The sequence below is a fragment of the Pseudofrankia inefficax genome (assembly GCF_000166135.1).
GTDB classification, from domain to species: Bacteria; Actinomycetota; Actinomycetes; order Frankiales; family Frankiaceae; genus Pseudofrankia; species Pseudofrankia inefficax.
In genome coordinates this window covers 1,646,362-1,667,370 of the sequence record NC_014666.1, presented here as the reverse complement: position 1 = coordinate 1,667,370, position 21,009 = coordinate 1,646,362, and the positions used below count along the sequence as shown (strand labels likewise).

19 protein-coding genes are annotated in these 21,009 nt (G+C 71.8%); 3 read left to right on the top strand and 16 right to left on the bottom strand.

Features of this window, described 5'->3' with window-relative positions:
- Positions 1-6: 6 nt before the first annotated feature.
- Positions 7-696, top strand: coding sequence for a histidine phosphatase family protein (locus tag FRAEUI1C_RS06665; protein WP_013422522.1), 690 nt, complete (start codon positions 7-9; stop codon positions 694-696).
- A 55-nt stretch (positions 697-751) separates the two neighbouring features.
- Here the strand turns inward: FRAEUI1C_RS06665 and FRAEUI1C_RS41830 are convergent, their stop codons facing one another.
- The 8 genes from FRAEUI1C_RS41830 to FRAEUI1C_RS06630 all read right to left on the bottom strand — a co-directional run bounded on the left by FRAEUI1C_RS41830 (position 752) and on the right by FRAEUI1C_RS06630 (position 10,355).
- The gene (locus FRAEUI1C_RS41830) at positions 752-1,030 is read right to left on the bottom strand and encodes an acyl-CoA carboxylase epsilon subunit (protein WP_013422521.1); all 279 of its coding nucleotides are present in this window, start codon (positions 1,028-1,030) and stop codon (positions 752-754) included.
- A complete protein-coding gene (locus FRAEUI1C_RS06660; protein WP_013422520.1) occupies positions 1,027-2,703 on the bottom strand; it encodes an acyl-CoA carboxylase subunit beta in 1,677 nt (558 codons plus the stop codon). The genes FRAEUI1C_RS41830 and FRAEUI1C_RS06660 overlap by 4 nt, the downstream gene beginning before the upstream one ends.
- A gap of 138 nt (positions 2,704-2,841) precedes the next feature.
- Complete coding sequence (locus FRAEUI1C_RS06655) at positions 2,842-3,771, bottom strand: zinc-binding dehydrogenase (protein ID WP_013422519.1); 930 nt, start codon at positions 3,769-3,771, stop codon at positions 2,842-2,844.
- A gap of 47 nt (positions 3,772-3,818) precedes the next feature.
- Positions 3,819-4,811, bottom strand: a complete 993-nt coding sequence (locus FRAEUI1C_RS06650) for a TauD/TfdA dioxygenase family protein (protein ID WP_013422518.1) — start codon at positions 4,809-4,811, stop codon at positions 3,819-3,821.
- On the bottom strand, positions 4,798-6,855 hold the full coding sequence (locus FRAEUI1C_RS06645) for a dipeptide ABC transporter ATP-binding protein (RefSeq protein WP_013422517.1): 2,058 nt from the start codon (positions 6,853-6,855) through the stop codon (positions 4,798-4,800). Before FRAEUI1C_RS06645 ends, FRAEUI1C_RS06650 begins: the two co-directional genes overlap by 14 nt.
- Entirely contained in the window at positions 6,852-7,748 is an 897-nt protein-coding gene (locus tag FRAEUI1C_RS06640; protein WP_013422516.1) for an ABC transporter permease, read from the bottom strand. Before FRAEUI1C_RS06640 ends, FRAEUI1C_RS06645 begins: the two co-directional genes overlap by 4 nt.
- A gap of 3 nt (positions 7,749-7,751) precedes the next feature.
- Complete coding sequence (locus FRAEUI1C_RS06635) at positions 7,752-8,702, bottom strand: ABC transporter permease (protein WP_013422515.1); 951 nt, start codon at positions 8,700-8,702, stop codon at positions 7,752-7,754.
- A gap of 51 nt (positions 8,703-8,753) precedes the next feature.
- Positions 8,754-10,355, bottom strand: a complete 1,602-nt coding sequence (locus FRAEUI1C_RS06630; protein WP_013422514.1) for an ABC transporter substrate-binding protein — start codon at positions 10,353-10,355, stop codon at positions 8,754-8,756.
- A 412-nt stretch (positions 10,356-10,767) separates the two neighbouring features.
- Here FRAEUI1C_RS06630 and FRAEUI1C_RS06625 point away from each other — a divergent pair, with 412 nt between their 5' ends.
- Positions 10,768-11,553 (top strand): 3-oxoacyl-ACP reductase, encoded by a 786-nt coding sequence (locus FRAEUI1C_RS06625; RefSeq protein WP_013422513.1) that lies wholly within the window; start codon positions 10,768-10,770, stop codon positions 11,551-11,553.
- On the opposite strand, the gene FRAEUI1C_RS06620 is transcribed toward FRAEUI1C_RS06625, so the two are convergent.
- A complete protein-coding gene (locus FRAEUI1C_RS06620) occupies positions 11,522-12,220 on the bottom strand; it encodes a response regulator (RefSeq protein WP_013422512.1) in 699 nt (232 codons plus the stop codon). The genes FRAEUI1C_RS06625 and FRAEUI1C_RS06620 overlap by 32 nt on opposite strands.
- The gene (locus FRAEUI1C_RS06615; RefSeq protein ID WP_013422511.1) at positions 12,204-13,247 is read right to left on the bottom strand and encodes a sensor histidine kinase; all 1,044 of its coding nucleotides are present in this window, start codon (positions 13,245-13,247) and stop codon (positions 12,204-12,206) included. The genes FRAEUI1C_RS06620 and FRAEUI1C_RS06615 overlap by 17 nt, the downstream gene beginning before the upstream one ends.
- A gap of 944 nt (positions 13,248-14,191) precedes the next feature.
- Here FRAEUI1C_RS06615 and FRAEUI1C_RS06610 point away from each other — a divergent pair.
- Entirely contained in the window at positions 14,192-14,947 is a 756-nt protein-coding gene (locus FRAEUI1C_RS06610) for an AfsR/SARP family transcriptional regulator (protein WP_049806835.1), read from the top strand.
- Between the two features lie 21 nt (positions 14,948-14,968).
- Here the strand turns inward: FRAEUI1C_RS06610 and FRAEUI1C_RS06605 are convergent, their stop codons facing one another.
- The 6 genes from FRAEUI1C_RS06605 to FRAEUI1C_RS06580 form a co-directional block, all read right to left on the bottom strand.
- Positions 14,969-16,066, bottom strand: coding sequence for a methyltransferase (locus FRAEUI1C_RS06605; RefSeq protein ID WP_013422509.1), 1,098 nt, complete (start codon positions 16,064-16,066; stop codon positions 14,969-14,971).
- Positions 16,067-16,133: 67 nt separating this feature from the next.
- Positions 16,134-17,084, bottom strand: a complete 951-nt coding sequence (locus FRAEUI1C_RS06600; protein ID WP_013422508.1) for an MBL fold metallo-hydrolase — start codon at positions 17,082-17,084, stop codon at positions 16,134-16,136.
- Positions 17,081-18,106: an aromatase/cyclase gene (locus FRAEUI1C_RS06595; RefSeq protein ID WP_013422507.1), complete on the bottom strand. Its 1,026-nt coding sequence runs from the start codon at positions 18,104-18,106 to the stop codon at positions 17,081-17,083. Before FRAEUI1C_RS06595 ends, FRAEUI1C_RS06600 begins: the two co-directional genes overlap by 4 nt.
- Complete coding sequence (locus FRAEUI1C_RS06590; protein WP_013422506.1) at positions 18,103-18,357, bottom strand: acyl carrier protein; 255 nt, start codon at positions 18,355-18,357, stop codon at positions 18,103-18,105. The genes FRAEUI1C_RS06595 and FRAEUI1C_RS06590 overlap by 4 nt, the downstream gene beginning before the upstream one ends.
- Before the next feature lie 68 nt (positions 18,358-18,425).
- Positions 18,426-19,664 (bottom strand): ketosynthase chain-length factor, encoded by a 1,239-nt coding sequence (locus tag FRAEUI1C_RS06585; protein WP_013422505.1) that lies wholly within the window; start codon positions 19,662-19,664, stop codon positions 18,426-18,428.
- Positions 19,661-20,959, bottom strand: coding sequence for a beta-ketoacyl-[acyl-carrier-protein] synthase family protein (locus FRAEUI1C_RS06580; RefSeq protein WP_157734836.1), 1,299 nt, complete (start codon positions 20,957-20,959; stop codon positions 19,661-19,663). The genes FRAEUI1C_RS06585 and FRAEUI1C_RS06580 overlap by 4 nt, the downstream gene beginning before the upstream one ends.
- Between the last annotated feature and the right edge of the window lie 50 nt (positions 20,960-21,009).

Here is a 21,009-nt window from a genome sequence, read left to right as displayed (position 1 = left end):
GCTGCGATGCGACTCATGCTGCTCCGCCACGGCCAGACTCGCTACAACGTCGCCGGCGCCCTGGACACCGCGCGTCCAGGGGCCGGGCTGACCCCCCTCGGCCACGGGCAGGCACAGGCATTGCCGGCCGCCTTCGACGGCCAGAGCATCTCGGCGATCTACGCCTCGGTTCTCGTTCGCACTCAGCTCACCGCGGCTCCCGTCGCCGAAGCCCGTGGGCTGGCGGTCGGGGTGGAGGAGGGCGTCGAGGAGATCGCCGCGGGCGACCTGGAGCTGCGCAGCGACCAGGCGGCCATCGCCACCTACCTCGACGTCGTCAGCGGCTGGATCCACGGCGACCTGGACCGCGCGATGCCCGGCGGCCAGACCGGCCGCGAGTTCGTGGACCGGTATGACGCCGCCATCGCGACCATCGCCGCCGCGCACGCCGACCAGAACGCCGTCCTGGTCGTCAGTCACGGCGCCGCGATCCGGGCCTGGGTCGGCATTCGGGCCGGCGGCGTTGGCTCTGTCGAGGATCTCTGGCTCGCGAACACCGGAATGGTCACCCTCGAGGGCGACCTGTCGACCGGCTGGAACCTCGCGCACTGGCGCTCCGAGCCGATGGGCGCGGCCGCCCTTCCGGCGGTGGCCGCGCACGACGTCACCGGAGCCCCGGTCCGCGAGGCCGTCTCGGACAGCCGGGAGGCCGGGTAACCGCCGGCCACCAGCCAGCCGATCAGCACAACGGCAGGCTTTCCGGTACCCCCGGTCAGGCGACCCGCGGGTGACGAACCCCGGGCGGTGGCGCATCCGCCCAGGAGCCCGCCGCCGTCCAGCCCCCCATCTCCGCGGGCCGCCAGCCCGGCACGGCCGTGGCCCCGGCCTGGTCCGAAGCCGACGCGCCGGTTCGGGACCTGACCAGCATGGCGAGCACCACGGTCAGCGCCGCGAGTTCCCGTTCGTCCGCCCGTCCGCGCGTGACACGGATGTCCGGACCAGGCGGGTCCGACGCGCGGCCCTTTTCCGCGCCAGGGCCCGGGCCGCTCATTGCGGCTGGTTCCCATGCTTACGCGCGGGCAGCCGAACGTCCTTCTTGCGCAGCATGTCGAGCGCCCCGATCAGCCGGAATCGCGTCTCCGCCGGGTCGATCACGTCGTCCACCAACCCCCGTTCGGCGGCGTAGTAGGGATGCATCAGCTCCCGGCGGTACTCGGCGATCCGCTCGGCCCTGGTCCGCTCGGGGTTTTCGGACGCGGCGATCTCCCGACGGAAGACCACGTTCGCGGCGCCCTCCGCACCCATCACGGCGATCTCGTTCGTGGGCCACACGAGCGACAGGTCGGCGCCGATCGAATGCGAGTCCATGACGATGTAGGCGCCTCCGTAGGCCTTACGAAGGATGACCTGCACCCGGGGCACCGTCGCATTGCAGTAGGCGTAGAGCAGCTTCGCGCCATGCCGGATAATCGCGCCGTGCTCCTGCGCGACGCCGGGCAGGAATCCCGGCACGTCGACCAGGGTCACCAGCGGAATATTGAACGCGTCACAGGTCTGGACGAAATTAGCGGCCTTCTCCGACGCCGAGATATCCAGGACTCCAGCGAACGAAGCGGGCTGGTTGGCGACGATGCCGACCACATGGCCGTCGAGGCGGGCCAGGGCGCAGATGATGTTGGGCGCCCAGCGTTCGTGTACCTCCAGATACTCGCCGTCGTCGACAATTTCCTCGATCACCAGCCGCATGTCGTAGGAGCGGTTGCCGTCAGCGGGGACGATGTCGAGAAGCTGGCCCGTAAGCCTGCCGGGCGGGTCCACGGCACGCGCCGCCGGCGGCAGTTCACGGTTGTTCGACGGCAACATCGAGAGGAGATATCTGACGTCGGCGAGGCAGACCTCCTCGCTGTCATGGATGAAGGTCGCGACGCCGGTGGTCTCAGCATGGACGTCGGCCCCGCCGAGGCCCTCGTGCGTGATCTTTTCCCCAGTCACCGCCCGCACGACGTCGGGCCCGGTGACGAACATCTGGGACGCGCCGCGGACCATGAACACGAAGTCGGTGAGCGCGGGACTGTACGCGGCGCCACCCGCGCACGGCCCAAGCACCACGGAGACCTGCGGGACAACCCCGGAAAGGCGGACATTGCGCTGGAAGATCCCGCCGTAGCCGGCGAGCGCCGTGACGCCTTCCTGGATCCGTGCACCGGCGCCGTCGCACAGGCCGACCAGGGGTGCGCCGGCCGCCTCGGCCATGTCCATGATCTTGTGTATCTTCTCGGCGTGAGCCTCCCCGAGCGCGCCGCCGAAGACGCGGAAGTCGTGCGCGTAGGCGAAAACCAGCCGGCCATATATCTGCCCCCAGCCGACCACTACTCCGTCGGTGTACGGCCGGCGAGACTCCAGACCGAAACCACTCGCCCGGTGCCGCCGCAATGCCTCCAGCTCGGTAAAGGTTCCCTTGTCGAAGAGCAGGTCGAGTCGCTCGCGGACAGTGAGCTTCCCGCGGGCATGCTGGGCCGCGGTCGCCGATTCATCCGGTCCGCCCGCCACGCGTTCGCGCAGCGCGGCGAGTTCCAGTGCCCGGTCCCGGGCGCTGGGCGCTGGGCGGGCATCGCCCGGAGCTGGCGGTGCCTGCCGCAACGACGAGCCATTGTCGTCCGGAGCGTGGCGTGACTGGGTCACGATTCTGGTATAGGTCTCTTGCCGCTCGTCGCTGATGCGCATTGGCTCCCCAAGCTGGTCTCGCGCTGCGAGCGCATTCGATACGCCGCCCGAGACCTCACCATCGGCCACTCACCTCGCGGATGGATCGAACACATCTCAAGGCTCGGGCGCAGCCGAATGGTCGGCGGATTACCCGGCCTATGGCTCCCGGAGGAGGACGGCGCGACCCCGGATGGCCCGCTTGGCCAGTGCGTCGAACGCGTCCGGCGTACGGGTCCAGTCCTCCTGCCAGCCGATGAGCGGTCGCACCCGGCCCTCGGCGACCAGGTCCGCCACGATCGCGATGTCCTCGCCCTTGGTCTCGTGGGGCAGGATGCCGATGAAGCCCAGGATCAGCCGCCCGTTGGCCACGCCGTTGAGGTAGAGGTCGCGCGGCTCCACGGTCGATCCGGTCCCGCCCCCGTAGACCACGAGCGTGCCCTCCGGCTTGAGCCGGCGCGCGGCCTGCGCGACCGTCGGGCCGGCCACCCCGTCCAGGACGAGGTCGAACCGACCGACCGTGTCGTCCTCGAGGGAGGTCAGCACCCGGTGGGCGCCGAGCTCCCTGGCGAGGTCGACCCGCTGCGGGCCGCTCACCAGGGCCGTTACCCGGGCGCCGGACAGCACCGCGAGCTGGACGCTGAACTGCCCGGTGCCTCCGGTGGCCCCCGTCACCAGGACGTCCCGCCCCAGCACGGCGCCGCCGTAACGCAACGTCCGGAGGGCGGCCAGCCCGGCGCACGGAATGGCCGCGGCCTGCGCGAAGCTCACCCGGTCGTCCAGGACGGCCGCCCAACCGCTCGGCACCGCGACCCGCTCGGCCCAGCTCTCCCAGTCCACGACGGCCGCGACCCGGCTGCCGACGGGCGGCCCGCTGCCGTCGGCGGCGGCCCGCAGCACCACGCCGGTCACGTCCTGCCCGGGCCGCCAGCCGTTCGGCCGGCGCGCGATCAGGCCGACCTCGCCCGGGTTGATGGCGTACCCCCGGACCTCCAGCAGGAACTCGCCGGCCGCCGGCTCCGGCTCGGGCAGGTCGTCGGCCAGCCGCAGCCCGGCCTGACCGGCCGGATCGGTCACGAACCCTCGCATCTGTCTCTCCTCAGTTCGTCGGTCGGCGGATTGGCAACGCGCCGGGATCAGTCACCGGTGGACGCGGGGACATACGGCTCGGCCGGCTCGCCTTCGAGCGCCGTCGACGGCCGGCCGTCCACCCCGACGGGCACGTCGCCCAGGAGCGCGACGTGGTAGAGCAGGCGGTCGGTCTCGGCCGTGTGGCCGAGTTTCCCGAGGTCGGCCGGCCCGCGGTGCAGGCTGGACCGGTTGTCCCAGAACGCGACGTCCCCGGGCTTCCAGTGGAAATACACCGCGTACTCGGGCTTCTCGGTCTCGTCAAACAGGAGGTCGAGAATCCGCTGGCTCTGCCGCATGGTCAGGCCGATGATGTCCTCGGTCGAGATGCGGTTGACGAACAGGGCCCGTTCCCCGGTTTCGGGATGCACCCGGACGACGGGGTGGATGACCGAGCGCGGATGCGCCCGGATGTCCTTGCGGATGTCCTCGGACGGGATGTCCCGGATACCCAGCCGGTGCACGGCGCGCAGTCCGTCCACGAAGGTGCGCAGGGACTCGGGCAGTCCCTGGTAGGCGGCGGCCATGTTCGCGAAGCCCGTGTCGCCGCCGAGCCGGTAGGCGGTGGCCGCCCGCAGGACCGCGCTGGCCTGCGGGTTCAGCAGCGTCGTTCCGTCCTGGTGCCAGAACGTCTCCTGCCGGATCTGCTCGGACAGCAGCACGTCGTCCGGCCGGGCCGGCCGGCCACTCGGATACGCGCTGCCGGACGCCTTGTAGACGATCGGGAAGATCTCCGGGTAGCCCTCGATCTGCCGCCAGCGACGCGGCTGCACCGCTGTCGTCGCGCTGGGCGTACCGAATCGCCGGGCGAAGGCCACGTGCTGGGCATGGTCCAGATGCTGTTCGGAGAAGAAGACCGCCTTCCAGGTGAGCACCGCCCGCCGGATCGCCGCGACCGTCGCGTCGTCGAGGGGCCGGGTGAGGTCGACTCCGGTGATGTCGGCACCGACGAAGGCGTTGCGGGGGATGACCTCGATGGTCGAGGTGTCAGCGATCGTCACTCCTCGCCTCCTTGATGAGCGTGGGCACGCCGAGCGGGGCCGGGCTCGGCCGGCTTCCCCCGGCCTCGCCGGGGGGTGCGGTCAGGTGGCAGCGAAGGCCGTGCTCGTGGTCCGCCCCGCGCCACGGAGGCGAGGTCACCTCGCACAGCCCGTCGATCCGATGCCGGCATCGACCCGCGAACGCGCAGCCCGCCGCGGACTCGAGCCCGGACGTGTCGACGTCCGGGTGGCGGGCCGCACCGGGGGCGGGCGGGCGGCGCCGCCGGGCAGGCACCCCGTGGTCGAGGCGCGGGACGGCGGCCAGGAGCAGCTGCGTATACGGGTGCCGGGGCGACCGGAGGACTTCCGCCGCCGGCCCGACCTCGACGATCCGCCCCCGGTACATGACGGCGATGCGGTCGGCGAGGTAACGGACCACGCCGAGGTCGTGGGAGATGAACAGGTACGAGACCTCCCCCGTGTCCAGCAGCTCCTTGAGCAGGGTCAGGATGCCGGCCTGCACCGAGACGTCGAGGGCGGACACCGGTTCGTCGCACACCACCACGGCCGGCCGGCCGGCGAAGGCCCGGCCGATGGCCACCCGCTGTTTCTCCCCGCCCGACAACTGGCTCGACCGGCGCTGGAGTGTCGCCGCGTCCAGCCGGACCCTGTCGCCAAGCCGCTCGACGGTCCAGTCCCCGCCGAGTTTGCGAATGGCGCGCCCGAGAATGGCGGCCGCCGTCCGCCTCCGGTTCAGCGAGGCGTCCGGCTGTTGGAACACCATCTGGAGGTCGCGGCGGGCCCGCGGGTCACGCCGACCGACGTTCGGATGCCGCGCGACCCCGTCGACGCGGATGGTGCCGTCGTAGCTGACGAGCCCGGCGAGACAGCGGGCCACGGTCGTCTTCCCACTGCCGGATTCACCGACCAGGCCGAGGACCTCACCGCGCCGGATCTCCAGGTTGACGTCGTCGCAGGCGAACGCGCCGTCATAGCGCTTGGTCAGGTGCTCGATGCGCACCACGGGTTCGCCCGGCGGCCGGCGCGGGGCGCCGCTCGTCCCCGACGGCGGCCGCGGGTCGAGGGAGCCGGGATGGAAACACCGCGCCCGGTGGAGCGGCCACTCCCCCGCCGCCGCGTCCAGCCGGGGCTCCGTCTCGCGGCATTCCAGGGTCGCGACGGAGCAGCGCGCGGCGAAGACGCAGCCGGGCGCAGTCCGGTCGGACGCGGCCAGGCGCCCGGGAATGGGTCGCAGCGCGATCTCGCGGCCCGGTCCGCGCAGGTGGGGGACGCCGCGAAGCAGGCCGGCCGTGTACGGGTGCAGTGGGGCCCGGAGAAGGGTGTCGACCGGTCCTTCCTCGACGAGCCGCCCGGCGTAGAGCACCCCGATCCGGTCGCACATGCTCGCGATCAGGGGCAGGTTGTGGCTGATCATCAGCACGCCGAATCCCAGCTCCGCCTGCAGCCGCCCGACCAGGTCAAGGATCTCCGCCTCGACCGTGGCATCCAGTCCGGTGGTCGGCTCGTCGAGGATCAGCAGCCGGGGCCGGACCGCGAGTGCCATCGCGAGGACGACGCGCTGCTGTTGCCCCCCGGAAAGCTCGTGCGGATACCGGAGCGAGATTCTCCGCGGGTCCGGCAACGAGACCCGGCCGAGATCCTCGGTGGCGGCGGCCCGCGCCGCCGCCACCGGCATTCCGTGCGCGACGTGGACCTCGGCCACCTGGTCGCCGATCCGCATCGTCGGATTCAGGGCCGCCCCGGGCTCCTGGTAGACCATCGCCAGTTCGGTCGCCCGGAACTGGCGGAGCTGGTCGCCGGCGAGACGGAGCACGTCCCGGCCGCCGACCCGGATCGACCCGCCGGTGACCTGGGCGTTCTGGGCCAGGTACCGGGCCACGGCGTACGCGGTCGTGCTCTTGCCGCACCCGGACTCACCCACCAGTCCGTACGTCTCGCCGGCGGCGATGGTCAGATCGAGGCCCCGCACGGCCGGCAGGTCGTTCCCGCGCTGCCGGAAGGTGACGGTCAGATCACGTAGCTCCAGGGCGGCCGGCGTCGTCATTGTTCGAGCACCTCCCGCAGGTTGTCGGCGACGAGGTTCACCGCCGCGACCAGCGAACCGATGGCGCACGCCGGGAACGCCACCGTCCACCAGGCGTTCTGCAGCAGGGTCAGATTCTGGGTGACCGCCAGCCCCCAGTCCGGGGACGGCGGCTGGGCGCCCAGGCCGAGAAACGACAGTCCGGCGTCGATGAAGATGGCGTGCCCCAGCCGGACGGACGCGTCGATCACGATGGTCGGTGTGATGTTCGGGAGGATTTCCCGGAACATGATCCACAGGCCGCGCTCGCCCTGCAGCCGAGCCGCCTCGACGTACTGCGTCTCCCGCTCGACGAGCACCATCGCCCGCACCGTCCGGGCGATCAGCGGGGTCAGGAACACCGTGATCGCCAGCATGATCGTCAGCACGGAATGACCGAACGCCGAGACGATGAGAATCAGCGTGATGATCCCGGGAAAGACGGTGAGCACGTCGCAGGCCCGCATGACGAGCTCGTCGGTCAGGCCCCGGTACCAACCCGCGGCCAGTCCGACCGCCGTTCCGGCCAGGGCGGCCATCGCCGTGGCGGCCGGGGCCACGGCGATGACCGGCTCGGCCCCGGCCAGAACCCGGGCCAGCACGTCGCGGCCCAGGTTGTCGGTGCCGAACAGGTGCGACCAGCCAGGCCCGCGCAGCGGCGTGCCGGCCGCGACGAAGGGGCGCACGCCCAGCCACCGCCAGGCGACGGCCATGATCACCCAGAAGGCGACGACGGCCGCGCTCAGGGTGAACGACAGCCGGCGCAGCAGCCGCCGCGCCGGATGGCCGCGGGCGGGCTGGCCGGCCGCGGCCGCCCGGTCGGCCAGGTTCGCCGGCTCGACGGCCCGGCCGAGCGAGGTCTCCGCGACGACCACCCGTCACCGCCCGTCCGGGCTCGAGCGGACGCGGGGATCGAGCAGCCGGTAGGCGACGTCGGCGGTCAGGATGACCAGCATCGAGACCAGTGCGGCGACGAGCGTGCACGCCTCCAGCACGAAGATGTCCTTGTTCACCACCGAGTCGACCAGCAGCTGGCCCAGCCCCGGATAGTTGAACAGGATCTCGACGATGACCAGCCCGCCCAGCATGAACGCCGCCTGGTTGCCGAGCACCGCCGTCGTCGGGATCAACGCGTTGCGCAGCACGTGCCGGCGCAGCAGGCGCCCCGGCGGCACCCCGTTCAGGACGGCGGTCCGATAGTGGGCCGACCCGAGCACCTCCGTGGTGGTGGAGCGCATCATCCGGCTGGTGTGGCCGAAGGACGCGACCGCGACCGCCACCGCCGGCAGCAGCATTCCGCGCACCCGGTCGAGTCCCGACCACGCGAGCTGTGAGTCGACCGGGAACCAGTGGAGCTCGACCGCGAAAAGGATCAGCAGGATGACTCCGCTGACGAACTCCGGGATGGACGACAGGGTCACCCCGACCAGCGTCAGGACGCGGTCTGACCTGCGGCCGAGGCGATGGGCCTGCCAGAGACCGATGCCGATCGCCACGGGGGTCGTCACGAGCAGCGCGAACAGGCCGAGCAGGATCGAGTTGCCGAGCCGGCCCAGGACGAGGGGCCGGACCGGGACGCCGAGCGAGAGGCTCGTCCCCCACCGGCCCCGGGCGAATCCCCCGATCCACCGGAGGTACCGGGCGACGACCGACCCGTCGAGGCCCTGGCGGTGCTGCCACAGCGCGACCTGCTGCTGGGTCGCGTACGGCCCGAGGACCACCCGGCCCGGCTGGCCCGGGACGACCTGGACGAGAAAGAAGACGCCGACCGAGACGGCCAGCAGGACGAGCGGAATCACGACCAGTCGTATCGCGATGAGGCGGAGCATTTCGCCAGCCTTCCCGGGACCGCGAGCCTTGCGGGGACGGTGCCGAACCGGTCAGGCGCCGATCCAGACGCCGCCGAGATCGAGGGCCATGTCCGCCCCGAGGCCGTGAACCCGCTTGTTCGTGAAGCGCACGGTCGGCTCCCAGACGGGAATCACCACGGGTACGTCGTCCCAGAGAATGCGGCCGATCTGGTTGACCAGTCCCTGTTTGTCCCCGTCGCCGGTGACCGCGTCGAGCTTGACCGCCAGCTGGTCCAGGGCGGGATTGCTGTAATGCGAGGCATTCCACGCCGCCCCGGTCCTGAACATGTACGAGATGAATTCCGACGGCGACGGCCGGGCCGCCCAGCCCGTCAGCGTGGCCTCCGCGTTGAGCCAGGGGGCCGTCGTGTCGCTGCCCGCGTAGTAGGCGGTGTCGGAGAGGGTCGCGAGCTCGACCTTGAATCCCGCGGCGGTGAGCTGCTGCTGGAGCTGGGCCGCGTAGGAGACCTCGAACTGCGAGGCCGTGATCGAGAACGCGATGGTCCGCCCGGCCAGCAGCTCCTTGACCTTCTGAAGGTTCTTGTCCCGCTGCGCCAGGCCCTGGGGCCGGGTGCCGTAGCTGGGCGCGAAGATGTGGTCGTTGCCCACCGCGCCCTCGGACCGCAGCTGGACCGCGTTGACGGCCGAGCGGTCCAGCGCCCAGGCGACGGCCTGCCGGACCGAGCGGTCGTCGAACGGGGGCCGGTCGGTCCGCAGCGCGAGCGCCGTGAACGTCGAGCTGGGCCCGGCGGCGGTCGTGATTCTCGACCGGTTGAGGCTCGCCCCGTCGGTGGCGATCGAGCTGGTCTCGGCGTCGATCTCACCACTTTGAAGGGCCAGCAACCGCGCCTGGGCGTCCTTGTACAGCAGAAGGTCGACCCCGTCGACGTAGATGCGGCCAGCGTTCCAGTAATCCGGTCGGCGGGCGTAACTCAAGCGTTGACCGGTGACATTCGCGGTAAGGGTGAACGGCCCGGTACCCATCGGCGTCCTCGCCCAGTTCCCACCGTAGGAGGGCGGCAGAATGAACGTGTTGAAGTTTCCCGACGACAACAGGTAGGGGAAATCGGCGAAGGGTCGATGCAGCCTGAACTGAACCGTGAAGTCGTCGATCTTGGTGATTGTGTCAAGGATTCCCCTGAAGGTCGCGGCGGCGGGCGACTCAGACCGCGGCGCGGTGAGGCGCCCAAGGCTTGAGAGCACGGCGTCGGCCGTGAACGGGGTGTGGTCGTTGAAGGTCACCCCGCGCCGCAGCGGGACGGTCCAGACCAGGCCGGAGGGGTCCACCGAGCTCCGCAGGCCCAGGACCGGTCGCAACGTCGCGTCGGCCTCGAGGGAGAACAGGTATTCGTTGACCAGTTGCACCGCAGCCAGTCCGGTGGGATCGCTGCTGGTCACCGGGTCGATGCCGGAGCTCGGTACCTCGGAACCGAGCTTCAGCGTGCCGCCCCGGACCGGCTTGCCGGGCGGTCCTGCCGCCGTGCCGGATGGGTTCGAGGTGGACGAGCACGCCGCGAGCAGACCGGTCGCCCCCGCGGCCAGGAGAAGCCCTCGGCGAGACAGCGGGAGGTCGACTACCTGGCGCCGGGAGACTGCTACGCCGCTCTCTCGGGGGTCAGACCGATTAGCCATGCGGTGCGGGCCCTTTCGGGTCGAGGGCTGCTGGAGTGGTCGCCGAGCCGCTACGTGGCGCCCTCCCGGCGTCGATGGGTGTGGGCCACCTCGCCAAGCCGCCGCGAAGCGTCGCCCTCGATTAGCTGTCATCATCAATGATTGGCAGTACCAGCGAATCATACTCTACTTACCTGATCGACTTTGTCAACAAGTCGGCACCAGCGGTCCTGAAGCGAGACTCCAGCCCGGTTCCCGATGCTCGGGACGTGGTCAATCCGAGGCGTCCGACCCCGGCACCCGGTGCTGTTCCGGCCGGCTGGCCGAGGTGTCCGGGGCCGGGATCCTGTCGACCTCGCTGATCAGCGACCTCGCGTTCCCACTACGTCCGCGCCGGAGGATCCGGCCGCCGGACGACAGGAGGGTTGTAACGATGAACGACGAACAGCACAACGTCGCCCTGGTGACGGGCGCGACGAGCGGCATCGGCCTCACCATCACCCATCACCTGGTGGCCGCCGGCTACCGGGTGTTCATCTGCGCACGGGACGGCGAGCGGCTCGCCGAGACCGTGAAGGCGTTCCAGGACCAGGGCGCCAACGTCGACGGCACGACCTGCGACGTCACCTCGCCCAGCGACATCCGCCGGCTGGTCCGTTCGGCGCGCGACCGGTTCGGGCGCATCGACGTGCTGGTGAACAACGCCGGGCGCAGTGGCGGTGGCGCGACCGCCCAGATCTCCGACGACCTCTGGTTCGACGTGATCAATACCAACCTGAACAGCGTGTTCCTGGTGACGAGGGAGGTGCTCAACCTGGGCGGGATGGTGGAACGGGGCTGGGGCCGGGTGATCAGCATCGCGTCGACCGGGGGCAAGCAGGGCGTGGTCTCCGCCGCCCCGTACTCGGCGTCCAAGCACGGTGTCGTCGGGTTCACGAAGGCACTGGGCCTGGAGCTGGCGCGAACCGGCGTCACCGTGAACGCGGTGTGCCCCGGCTTCGTCGAGACCCCGATGGCCGCGCAGGTCCGCGAGCACTACGCGGGGATCTGGGGGGTCGGGAAGGACGAGGTCTTCACCCGGATCACCGAGCGGGTGCCGATGGGTCGCTACGTCGAGCCGGACGAGGTCGCGGCGATGGTCGACTACCTCATCGGGGACGGCGCCGCGGCCGTCACCGCCCAGGCGCTCAACGTGTGCGGCGGCCTGGGCAACTACTGAGGCGCTTGGCGTCGAGGTCCGGGCGGGGCGGCGTGATCAGCCGGGCGGCGACCGCCTTGTTGATCGCGTCGATCCGCGAGGTCGCGTGCAGCTTGCCGAAGATGTTGTGCATGTGTCGCTTCACCGTCGCCTCGGTCAGCGAGAGGCGCGACGCGATCTGGATGTTGGTCATCGCCTCGGCCGCCAGCTCCAGGACGTCACGCTCCCGCCGCGACAGCGGCTGCTCGCCGCGGACCTGGGCGAGCGTCACGCTTTCCGGCGAGACCACCAGCGACACCCGGGTGTCGTCATGGCACGCTCCCCGGATCGCCGACATGAGCTCGTGGCGGGTCGCGCTCTTGAGCAGGTAGCCGCGGATCCCGAGCCCGATCAGGTTCCGGACCAGCTGCGGCCCGTCGTACATCGTGAGGACCAGGATGTGGGCCTCCGGCACGACCCGCCGCAGCGTGGCCACCGTGACCGTCACGTCGGCGCCGGGCATCTCGACGTCGAGCAGGATGACGTCGGGCCGGGTCCGCAGGGCGGCGACCACGACGGTGTCGCTGCTGCCCGCCTCCCCCACCACGACCAGGTCAGGCGCGGTCTCCAGGATCTGCCGGATCCCGTCCCGGAAGAGGGCATGGTCGTCGGCGAGCAGGATGCGGATCGGATCAAGGGTGCGGGTCATCGCGCCTCCCCGGTAGCGGAACGATCATCTCGACGCGGGTTCCCTCGCCCGGGCTGCTCGTCAGGTACAGCGATCCGCCGAGGAGAGCGACCCGCTCGTGCATGGAGGCGAGGCCGGCGCCCGAGCGCGGGCGGTTCGGGTCGAAGCCCGTCCCGTCATCGTCGACGACGCCGCGCAGTTCGTGGGGGGCGATGTCGACCCGCACGTGGACCGTCTCCGGCCGCCCGTGCTCGACGGCGTTGCGGATCGACTCCCGCAGGACCAGGTAGCTCTCGTCCCGCATGTCCGGCGGGACCCAGGCCTCGTCCCCGTTGACCTCGACCTCGATGCGGGTGGCCAGGGCCAGGACCGACTCCGCCAGGGCCCGCAGGGCGGTGTCGAGGCTCTCGAGCGGCTCGACCAGCCGCAACTCCGAGGTCAGGCCTCGGACGGCACCCCCGGTCGACCCGACCGCCTCGCGGGCGGTGACGACGGACGCCTCGGCCCGGGGTGGGTCCGACTCGCGGTAGAGATCGAACAGCTCCAGGTGCCGCAGGGCGACGTTGATGCCGTGCCCGACCTGGTCGTGCAGCTCGCGGGCAATGCGCCGGCGCTCGTCGAGATGGGACTGGTGGACGTGGTCCAGCAGAAATCCCACATACCCGTTCGCCGTTTCCTGGATGGAGCGCATAATGCTCTGGTTGAGGGCGCCGACGGCGAGAAGGAGCGTTGCCGTGTCCGTTCCGGTCTCGCCCGCGACCACCGCGACAATGACGTCGAACAGGATCCCGACCGCGCGCAGGTACTCGGTGAATTGAATGTTGTACGAGGCCCGCCCGAGGCCCACCTCCCGAGCCAGCATCCGTGCCCCGCGGGACGGCGCGGAACCAGAACGCAGCGCGGCCGCGACGTCGAGAACTATCAATTTCGCCTGCCGGGCGGCCTGATCCCAGGAAACCGTACCAATAATCGGACTGCCACTATCGGCCAGGCGCTTGTGGTACTCGTTCACGACCTCGGGGACGCGGGCGCCGATCCGGTCGGCCATAATGTCTCCTGGGTACAACCGGTCTTCGCCCATGTGTCTCCCAATGGGGCAGCGTTACCCTCCGTGTACCTTCGGTCATGGTTGCATACCCTCTTCACTCCACGCAAGGGGTTCGGCAACCAAGCCGCTACTGTGTGCGTAGTGTGAACCGCGCATTTCGTTCTCATTAAGACGCGGCCGGGTCCGCGCCGCCCAGCTATCGTGCCGAAGCGCCGCGCGGTCCGACGCAGCCGGCCGCCTCGCCCCTGCTCAACCGTGCCGACCAGGGAAGAAAGGGCGAGACGTGGCATCGCGAGCGAGGTTGTCACCCGAGTGGGAGACGGCCGGCGCCGCCACCGGGAGCCGAGCCGGCGCGGCCGGCGACCGCCCCGCGGGCCCGCGGGCTCGACACACCCTGCGCCCGCGAGCTCGGTTCCAGCCACGTGCCGCTTCCTTGCTTCTACGTACAGTTACCGGTCGACAATCGGCGCGCCCCGACCGGTTGAACCGATCCGCGACCACGTTGCTCACCCGTTCAGGAGGTACGTGAAAGCCAGTAGGAATATCAGGAGTGGTAATCCCGTTCGCCTGCCGGGGGCCGCGACGCCGCCCGCCGCCGAGCTGGGCAAACAAACCGGACCCGCGGCGCCACCGGCACGAGCGGTGCGCCGCCTGCGGGTCCACCTGGATCGTATGACCGGCCGACCGACTCTTTCGAGTTAGACTCGTCACAACGACGGCCGGGCGGCCATATGATCATCCGAAAGCCGCAGGCGGCGCGCCGCGTGAGCCGCTTCAGAATGGCAGTCGTCGACTACAACCTTCGATACGAAGGTTGCACCCTTGGGTTCGGACGCCTTGCCGGATACTTCCCGGGCATCTTCAATGACCCAGGGAGCGGGCCACGAGTGGTCGCGACATCCCACCCGGTCGAATCGAAGAGCCCATCCTTAAGGACGGTTCGCGTGACCCGATTTGAGATCTTTGGCGGACTCACGGTGTGGCACCAGGGCCGGGACCGTACCCCGTCCCCGCCGAAGGTCCGGCAGATGCTGGCCCTGCTGCTGGTCCAGTCCAACCGGGTCGTCCACGTCGATACGATCATCGACGAGCTCTGGGACACCGAACCACCGGCCAGCGCCGTCACCACGACGCAGACCTACGTCTACCAGCTGCGCAAGCTCATCGGCGGCGCGGGCCTGGTCGGCTCCAGCGGCGAGCTGCTCGTGACCCAGTCGCCCGGTTACCTGCTGCGGGTCGATCCCGACCAGGTCGACGAGACGGCGTTCCGCGCACGGGTCGCCCGGGGCCGCGGCCTGCTCGCCCACGGCCGCCACGAGGAGGCGTCCGCGCTGCTGCGGGAGGCGCTGGCCGGGTGGGTCGGCTCGCCGCTCTCGAACGTCACGCGCGGCCGTCTGTTGAGCGCCCACGTCGTGCACCTCGAAGAACTCCGGATCGCCGCGCTCATGGCGTGGGTGGAGGCGCAGTTCGCCCTCGGGCGCCACCGCGACCTCATCGCGGACCTGCGTGCCCTCGTCACCGAGCATCCACTGAACGAGTGGTTTCACGGCCGGCTGATCGAGGCCCTGGGCCGGGCCGGCCGCCGCAGCGAGGCCCTGCTCGCCTACCAGACGCTGCGCACGACGCTCGCCGACGAGCTGGGCCTCGACCCGTCGGCCGAGATCCAGGCCCTTCAGCGGACCGTCCTGCGCAGCGCCTAGCCGGCGGCCGGACCGGGGCGGTCAGGCCGCCGTGGCCACCACGACGCTGGACGGGGCCGACAGGGCCACCGTCCGGGCGTGGCGCAGGCCGCTGCGGGCGAACAGGTCCGAGAACTCCGCCTCGGTCCGGTCCCGGCCCCAGGTCAGCGCCATCATGGTGATGTCCATGAACTTGCCCGGGTGGGCGACGTCCCCGTCGGGGATCACCGGATCGATGATCACGATCCGCGCGTTCGGGGCCATCACCGCGCGGATGTTGGTCAACACCGTCACGGCGTCCTCGTCGCTCAGCTGGTGGGTGACGTGGGAGATCACATAGACGTCGCCGCCGCCGGGCACCGAGCGCAGGTAGTCGCCCCCGACCAGCTCGGCCCGGTCGGCCACCCCGGCCGCGCGCAGCACGTCGGCCGCGCCCGGCACCACCTCCGGCCGGTCGAACACCACCCCGGTCAGGGTGGGATACCGGGCGAGGACCGCCGCGACGAGCTGGCCGTGCGCGCCGCCGACGTCGACCAGGCGCCGCGCGCCGGAAAGGTCGTACGCCTCCAGCGCGGCCCGCTGCACCTGCCGGGCGGCGTTGCCCATCGCGTCGCTGAACAGCTGGGACGCCTCGGGGCGGGTCCGCAGGTAGGAGAACAGGCTGGTGCCGTGCACGTGCTCGAAGGACGGTTCCCCGGTCCGCAGCGAGTGTCCGATCGCCGCGTACGCCTCACGGATGAAGGGCTGCCCCTGGAGCCGGAAGGTGTCCCGCAGGGAGCCCGCGGCGTCGGACCGCAGCGTGGCCGCCAACGGGGTCAGGGCGAACGTGGCCGGCGCGACCTCGGTGAACACCCCCCGGCTGGCGACCGCGCGCAACGCCCGGTACAGGGTTCCGGGGTTCGTCCCGGTCCGCTCGGCGAGCTCGGCCACCCCGATCGCGCCGTCGGGCGGCACCGCGTCGGCGACCCCGATCTCCGCGATCGCGCACAGCAGATGGGCCAGCCGCAGGCCGTCCTGGAATTCGATCATCCGCACGGTCGGCGCCGCGACGCCGGGCGGCGAGCCCGCGTCCCGGCCTCCTCCGCCGGGCCAGGAGTCCCCGCCCACGCTCGCCTCGTCCGTGGTCTCGACAGTCGCCATCGTCTCCTCCTTCGATCCCGGTTCTGACGTCCCGCCCGCGCCGGCCGAACACGACCGGCCCGGCCGCTCAGGCCAGGCAGGCGGGTAGCTTGCCGCCGTTGAAGGCCACCATCTCGGCGAAGATCCCGGCCGCGTCCAGCGGCCGGGCGACCTCGCCGCCGTCGAGCTCGGCGTAGGCCCGGTGCAGGTTTCCGACCAGCCGCTCGGGGTCGAGGAGATCGGCGAACGGGCCCAGGTCGGCCTCCCTGGCGGCCGCGAGCGGCGTCAGGCCGGCGGCGTGGGCCGACGCGGCGAGCCGCTGTACCCAGCGCAGGTAGGACGCGCACCGGTCCAGCACCTCCGGTCCCGCGAGGGGGCCGTGCCCACAGATCACGGTCCGCGGGTTCAGCGCCCGCAGCCGGTCGATCGCCGCGAGGCCCCCGCTGATCGAGCCGAACAGGTGGAAGGGCGTGCAGCCGGACATCAGCAGGTCGCCGGCGAACAGCACCCGGTCGTCCGGCAGCCACACCGCGAGGTCCCCGGTGGTGTGGGCCGGCCCGACCGGCAGCAGCCGCGCCGACCGGTCCCCGACGTGCACGGTCAGCCCGTCGGACACGGTCAGCACCGGCGGCGTGACCGCGATCCGCCCCCAGCGGGTGTCGGGCCACAGGGCGGTCAGGGCCAGACCGGTGGCCCGCATCTCGGCCCGGGCGTTCTCGTGCGCGATGATCGTCGCCGCCTGGCCGAACAGGTGGTTGCCGAACGTGTGATCGCCGTGGGAGTGGGTGTTGACGAGCACCCGGCGAGGGCCCGCCCCGAGGCGGTCGACCGCCTGCCGCAGCCGCCGCGCGCGGGCCTCGGTCGCCGCGGTGTCGATCACCACGACGCCGTCGCCGTCGGCGAGGATCCCGGCGTTGTTCACGCACCAGCCGCCGGGAGGCTGCTCGTAGGCGAAGACCCGGTCGGCCACCTCCAGCAGCCGGGGAGCCTCGAGCCGCGCCCCGCTCATCGCGGCCGGGCCCGCCGCCGTCCCGCTCACCGCTGACCGGCCCGCGCGCCGGCGACCGCGGCCCGGTCGGCGGCGTACGCGCAGGCGGACCGCAGGGTCACCCGGCTGTTGGCCCCGAGCGCGTCCCGGACGAAGGCCCTGGCCTCGGCGAGCGTCGTGCCCGTCCCGAGCACGGTGGGCACGGCGGCCGGATCCACGGCGACCAGGTGCCGGGCGGTGACCGTTGTCGCCAGCGCTCCCCCGTCCGGCCCGGGGGTGACGTCCTCTTCGAAGATCCACTGACCGCTGTGGCCGAGCAGCAGGGCCGGCAGGACGTGCTGGGTGTAGACGATCCGGCTCCCGCCGAGCAGGAGCCGGGTGGAGGAGGTCCGGTGCGTCGACCCGTCCGCGGTCTCGGTCTCCATCGTCAGTTCCTGCACCCCGTCCGCGTCCTCGGTCATCCGGGCCGACCTCACGTGGGGCAGGCGATCGGCCCACAGGTCACCGCGCCGGATGTACTCGTAGGCGTCGGCCGCGCGGCCCGGGGTCCGCTCGACGTCCTCGAAGGCGAAGACGAGGTCGGACGGCGGGTGGCCGAGCTCGGCGATCCGCCGCAGCGAGGCCAGCTCCGCCTCGCTGTTGCGGTCGAGCGCGACACCGATCCACTCGACCGCGGCCGGGTCGTCCCCGACGGCGGTGAAGTGATGACGCAAGGTGATCAGGGTGGAGTGGGGACCGTCGGGGCTGAAGGACCACTCGCCGCCCATCGACGCGATCGGCGCCTGGCTGCGCTCCTGCTCGAACGTGATCCGCCCCGCGACCGGGTCGAGCGTCCGCCGCGACGTCCAGGTCTTCACCTCGCCGTTCGCGGTCGCCCAGAGCTGGAACCGCTCGGCGCCCGCGTCCCGCCACCGGTGTTCGACGTGGACGGTCGGGCCGAACACGGCCGGCCACCGGGTGACGTCGGCGACCAGGTCGTAGACGCCCTCCGCCGGCGCGGCGACCGTCATCGTGTGGACCCGCTCGTGCCGCGCGCCGCCGGCCGGCCGTTCGACCGGCTCCTGGCCCGTCACGCGCTCACCGCCAGGCTGTTGATCAGGTCGAGCAGCGCGCGCGGGGTCTCCAGGTCGGCCACCTGGTCGTCCGGGATCGCCAGGCCGGTCCGCTGGCTGATCCGGGCCGTGACCTCCATCAGGGCCAGCGAGTCGTAGCCGAGATCCTCGAACGTCGTGTCCAGGCTGCTCGGGGTGATCTCGCCCCCCTCGTCCTCGCCGGCGCACTCCACGAACACCGCGGACAACTCGTCGACGCTCACCGTGGTCATCTGTGGACCTCCTCCGGTCGTGGTGCTGTGGGCTTCTGTCTTCTCGGGGACTGGTGGGGCCGCGAGCACTACGGGGCCGCGGGCGGGCCGACCTCGGGGCGGCGGACGACGACCGCGGAGTTGAAGCCGCCGTAGCCGCGGGCGATGACGAGGGCCACGCCGACCTCCGCCGGGCGCGGGTCGTCGGTCACCAGGTCGAGGGCGTACTCGGCCGGCACGTCCGCCGTGTTGACGGTGGCTGGAATGACGCCGTCGCGTATCGCCAGCAGCGCGGTGACCACGTCGAGCGGACCTCCGCCCGCCCCGAGGCGGCCATACGCGGCCTTCGTCGCGGTGACCGGGACGCCGCGGGGACCGAACACGTCGGCAAGGGCCTGGGCCTCGATCCGGTCCGGCCCCGGCCGCCCGGCCGCGTCGGCGAAGACCGCGTCCACCTCGCCGGGCGCCACCCCGGCGTCGGCCAGCGCCCGCTCGACGGCCCGGCGCAGCGCCGGCGGCCGGGACGAGTCCGGTCCGGGATCGAAGGTGGCCGCGTACCCGGCGATCTCCCCGTACACCGTGGCCGCCCGGTCCCGGGCGGCGTCCGCGTCCTCGACGACCAGGATCGCCGCCCCTTCGCCGGGCACGTGGCCGTCGGCCTCGCGGTCGAACGGGAGGTACGCCCGCCGGGGGTCGCGGCCGCGGCTGACCCGCCCGTGCGAGTACTGGGCGATGAAGCCCCACGGGTCGAAGGCCGAGTCGGCCCCACCGGTCACCACCAGCGGGGTGCCGCCGCGAACGTTGCGGCGGGCCTGGCCGATCGCGTCCAGGCCGCCGGCCTGCTCCCCGACCAGGACCCCGCTCGGCCCGCGCATCCCATGCCGGATGGACACCTGACCGGTGTTGGCCGCGTAGAACCAGGCGAACGACTCGTACACGCTGACGAAGCGCGAACCCTGGGTCCAAAGCTTCTGGAACTCCCGGTGGGTGAACTCGGAGCCGCCCTGCCCGTTGGACAGCACGACGCCCATCCCGGAGGCCGGGACGGCCTCGGTTCGCACGGCGGCGTCGGCCAGCGCCCAGCCCGCCGCGGCGACCGCGAGCCGGGTCACCCGGTCGGTCTGGGGCAGCAGCCGGCCCGGGAGGTGCTCGGCCGGTTCGAAGTCGCGCACCTGGCCGGCCAGCCGGACCGGGTACCGCGACGGGTCGAAGCCCGACACCTCGCCGAGGCCGGTCGTCCCGTCGAGGGTGGCCCGCCAGAAGGCGTCGACGCCGAGCCCGGTCGGGGCGGCGACACCCAGGCCGGTGACGACGGCGGTGGGGCTCACGCCGTCCGCCCGTCTGGGCGGCGCAGGACCATCGCGCTCTGGAAGCCGCCGAAGCCGCTCCCGACCGTCAGGACGTTGTCCACCGGCAGGCTGCGGGCGGTCAGCGGGACGTAGTCGAGATCGCACTCGGGGTCGGGCTCGTGCAGGTTGGCCGTGGGCGGCACGACGCCGTGGGTGATCGCGAGGACCGAGGCCGCGATCTCGATCGAGCCGATGGCCCCCAGCGAGTGCCCGACCATCGACTTGATCGAGCTGACCGGGACGCGGCGGGCGTGCTCGCCGAGGCTGCGCTTGATCGCCGCGGTCTCGTGCCGGTCGTTCTGCTTCGTGCCCGACCCGTGCGCGTTCACGTAGTCGATGCCGTCGCCGGTCAGCCGGGCGCCGTCGAGCGCCACGTCGATGGCCTCGGCCATCTCCCGGCCGTCCTTGCGCAGCCCGGTCATGTGGTACGCGTTGCACCGGGTCGCGTAGCCGGCGACCTCGGCGTAGACCGGGGCGCCGCGGCGGCGGGCGTGCTCCAGCTCCTCCAGCACGAAGATCGCCGAACCCTCGGCCAGCACGAACCCGTTGCGCGACGCGTCGAACGGGCGCGACGCGCGGTCAGGCGCGTCCGTCCGGGGCGTGGTCGCCTTGATCGCGTCGAAGCAGGACACGACGATCGGCGAGATCGGCGTGTCGGTGGCCCCGGCCACCATGACGTCGGCGCTTCCCTCCCGGATCAGCTCGGCGCCGTACCCGACCGCGTCGATGCCCGAGGTGCAGCCGGTGGAGACCATCGTGACCGGCCCCTCGGCCCCGACCCGCCACGCCACCTCGCGGGGGATGGCGCTCGGGACGAGGTAGTCGAACATGTGCGGCGACAGGTGGTCGTCGTCCATGACCCAGTGCCGGCCGCTGTCGGACAGCACGAGGTACTCCCGTTCCAGACTGGTCGCGGCGCCGACCGCGCTGCCGACGCTGACCCCCGTCCGGGTCGGGTCCAGCTCCGTCGGGTCGAGGCCGCTGTCGGCCAGGGCGTCGCCCGCGCAGACGACCGCGAACTGGGTCGCCCGGTCCATCCGGCGCACGGCCCGGGGGGACAGCCCCTCCGCCGCGGCGTCGAAGTCGCATTCGCCGGCGACCTGCGACCGGAAATCGGACGGGTCGAAGAAGGTAATCCGACGGGTGGCTGTGCGGCCCGATATCAGCAGGTCCCAGAATTCCTTGGCGTCGCGGCCGCCCGGGGCCCGAACACCCATTCCGGTAATGACAACTCGCCGGCTCACGGCACCATCCTTCCGAGGCTGGACAGACATTGGTCGCGGTCGCGCGACCGGGACGGCCGCCGCCCGGTCGCCATCAGGGG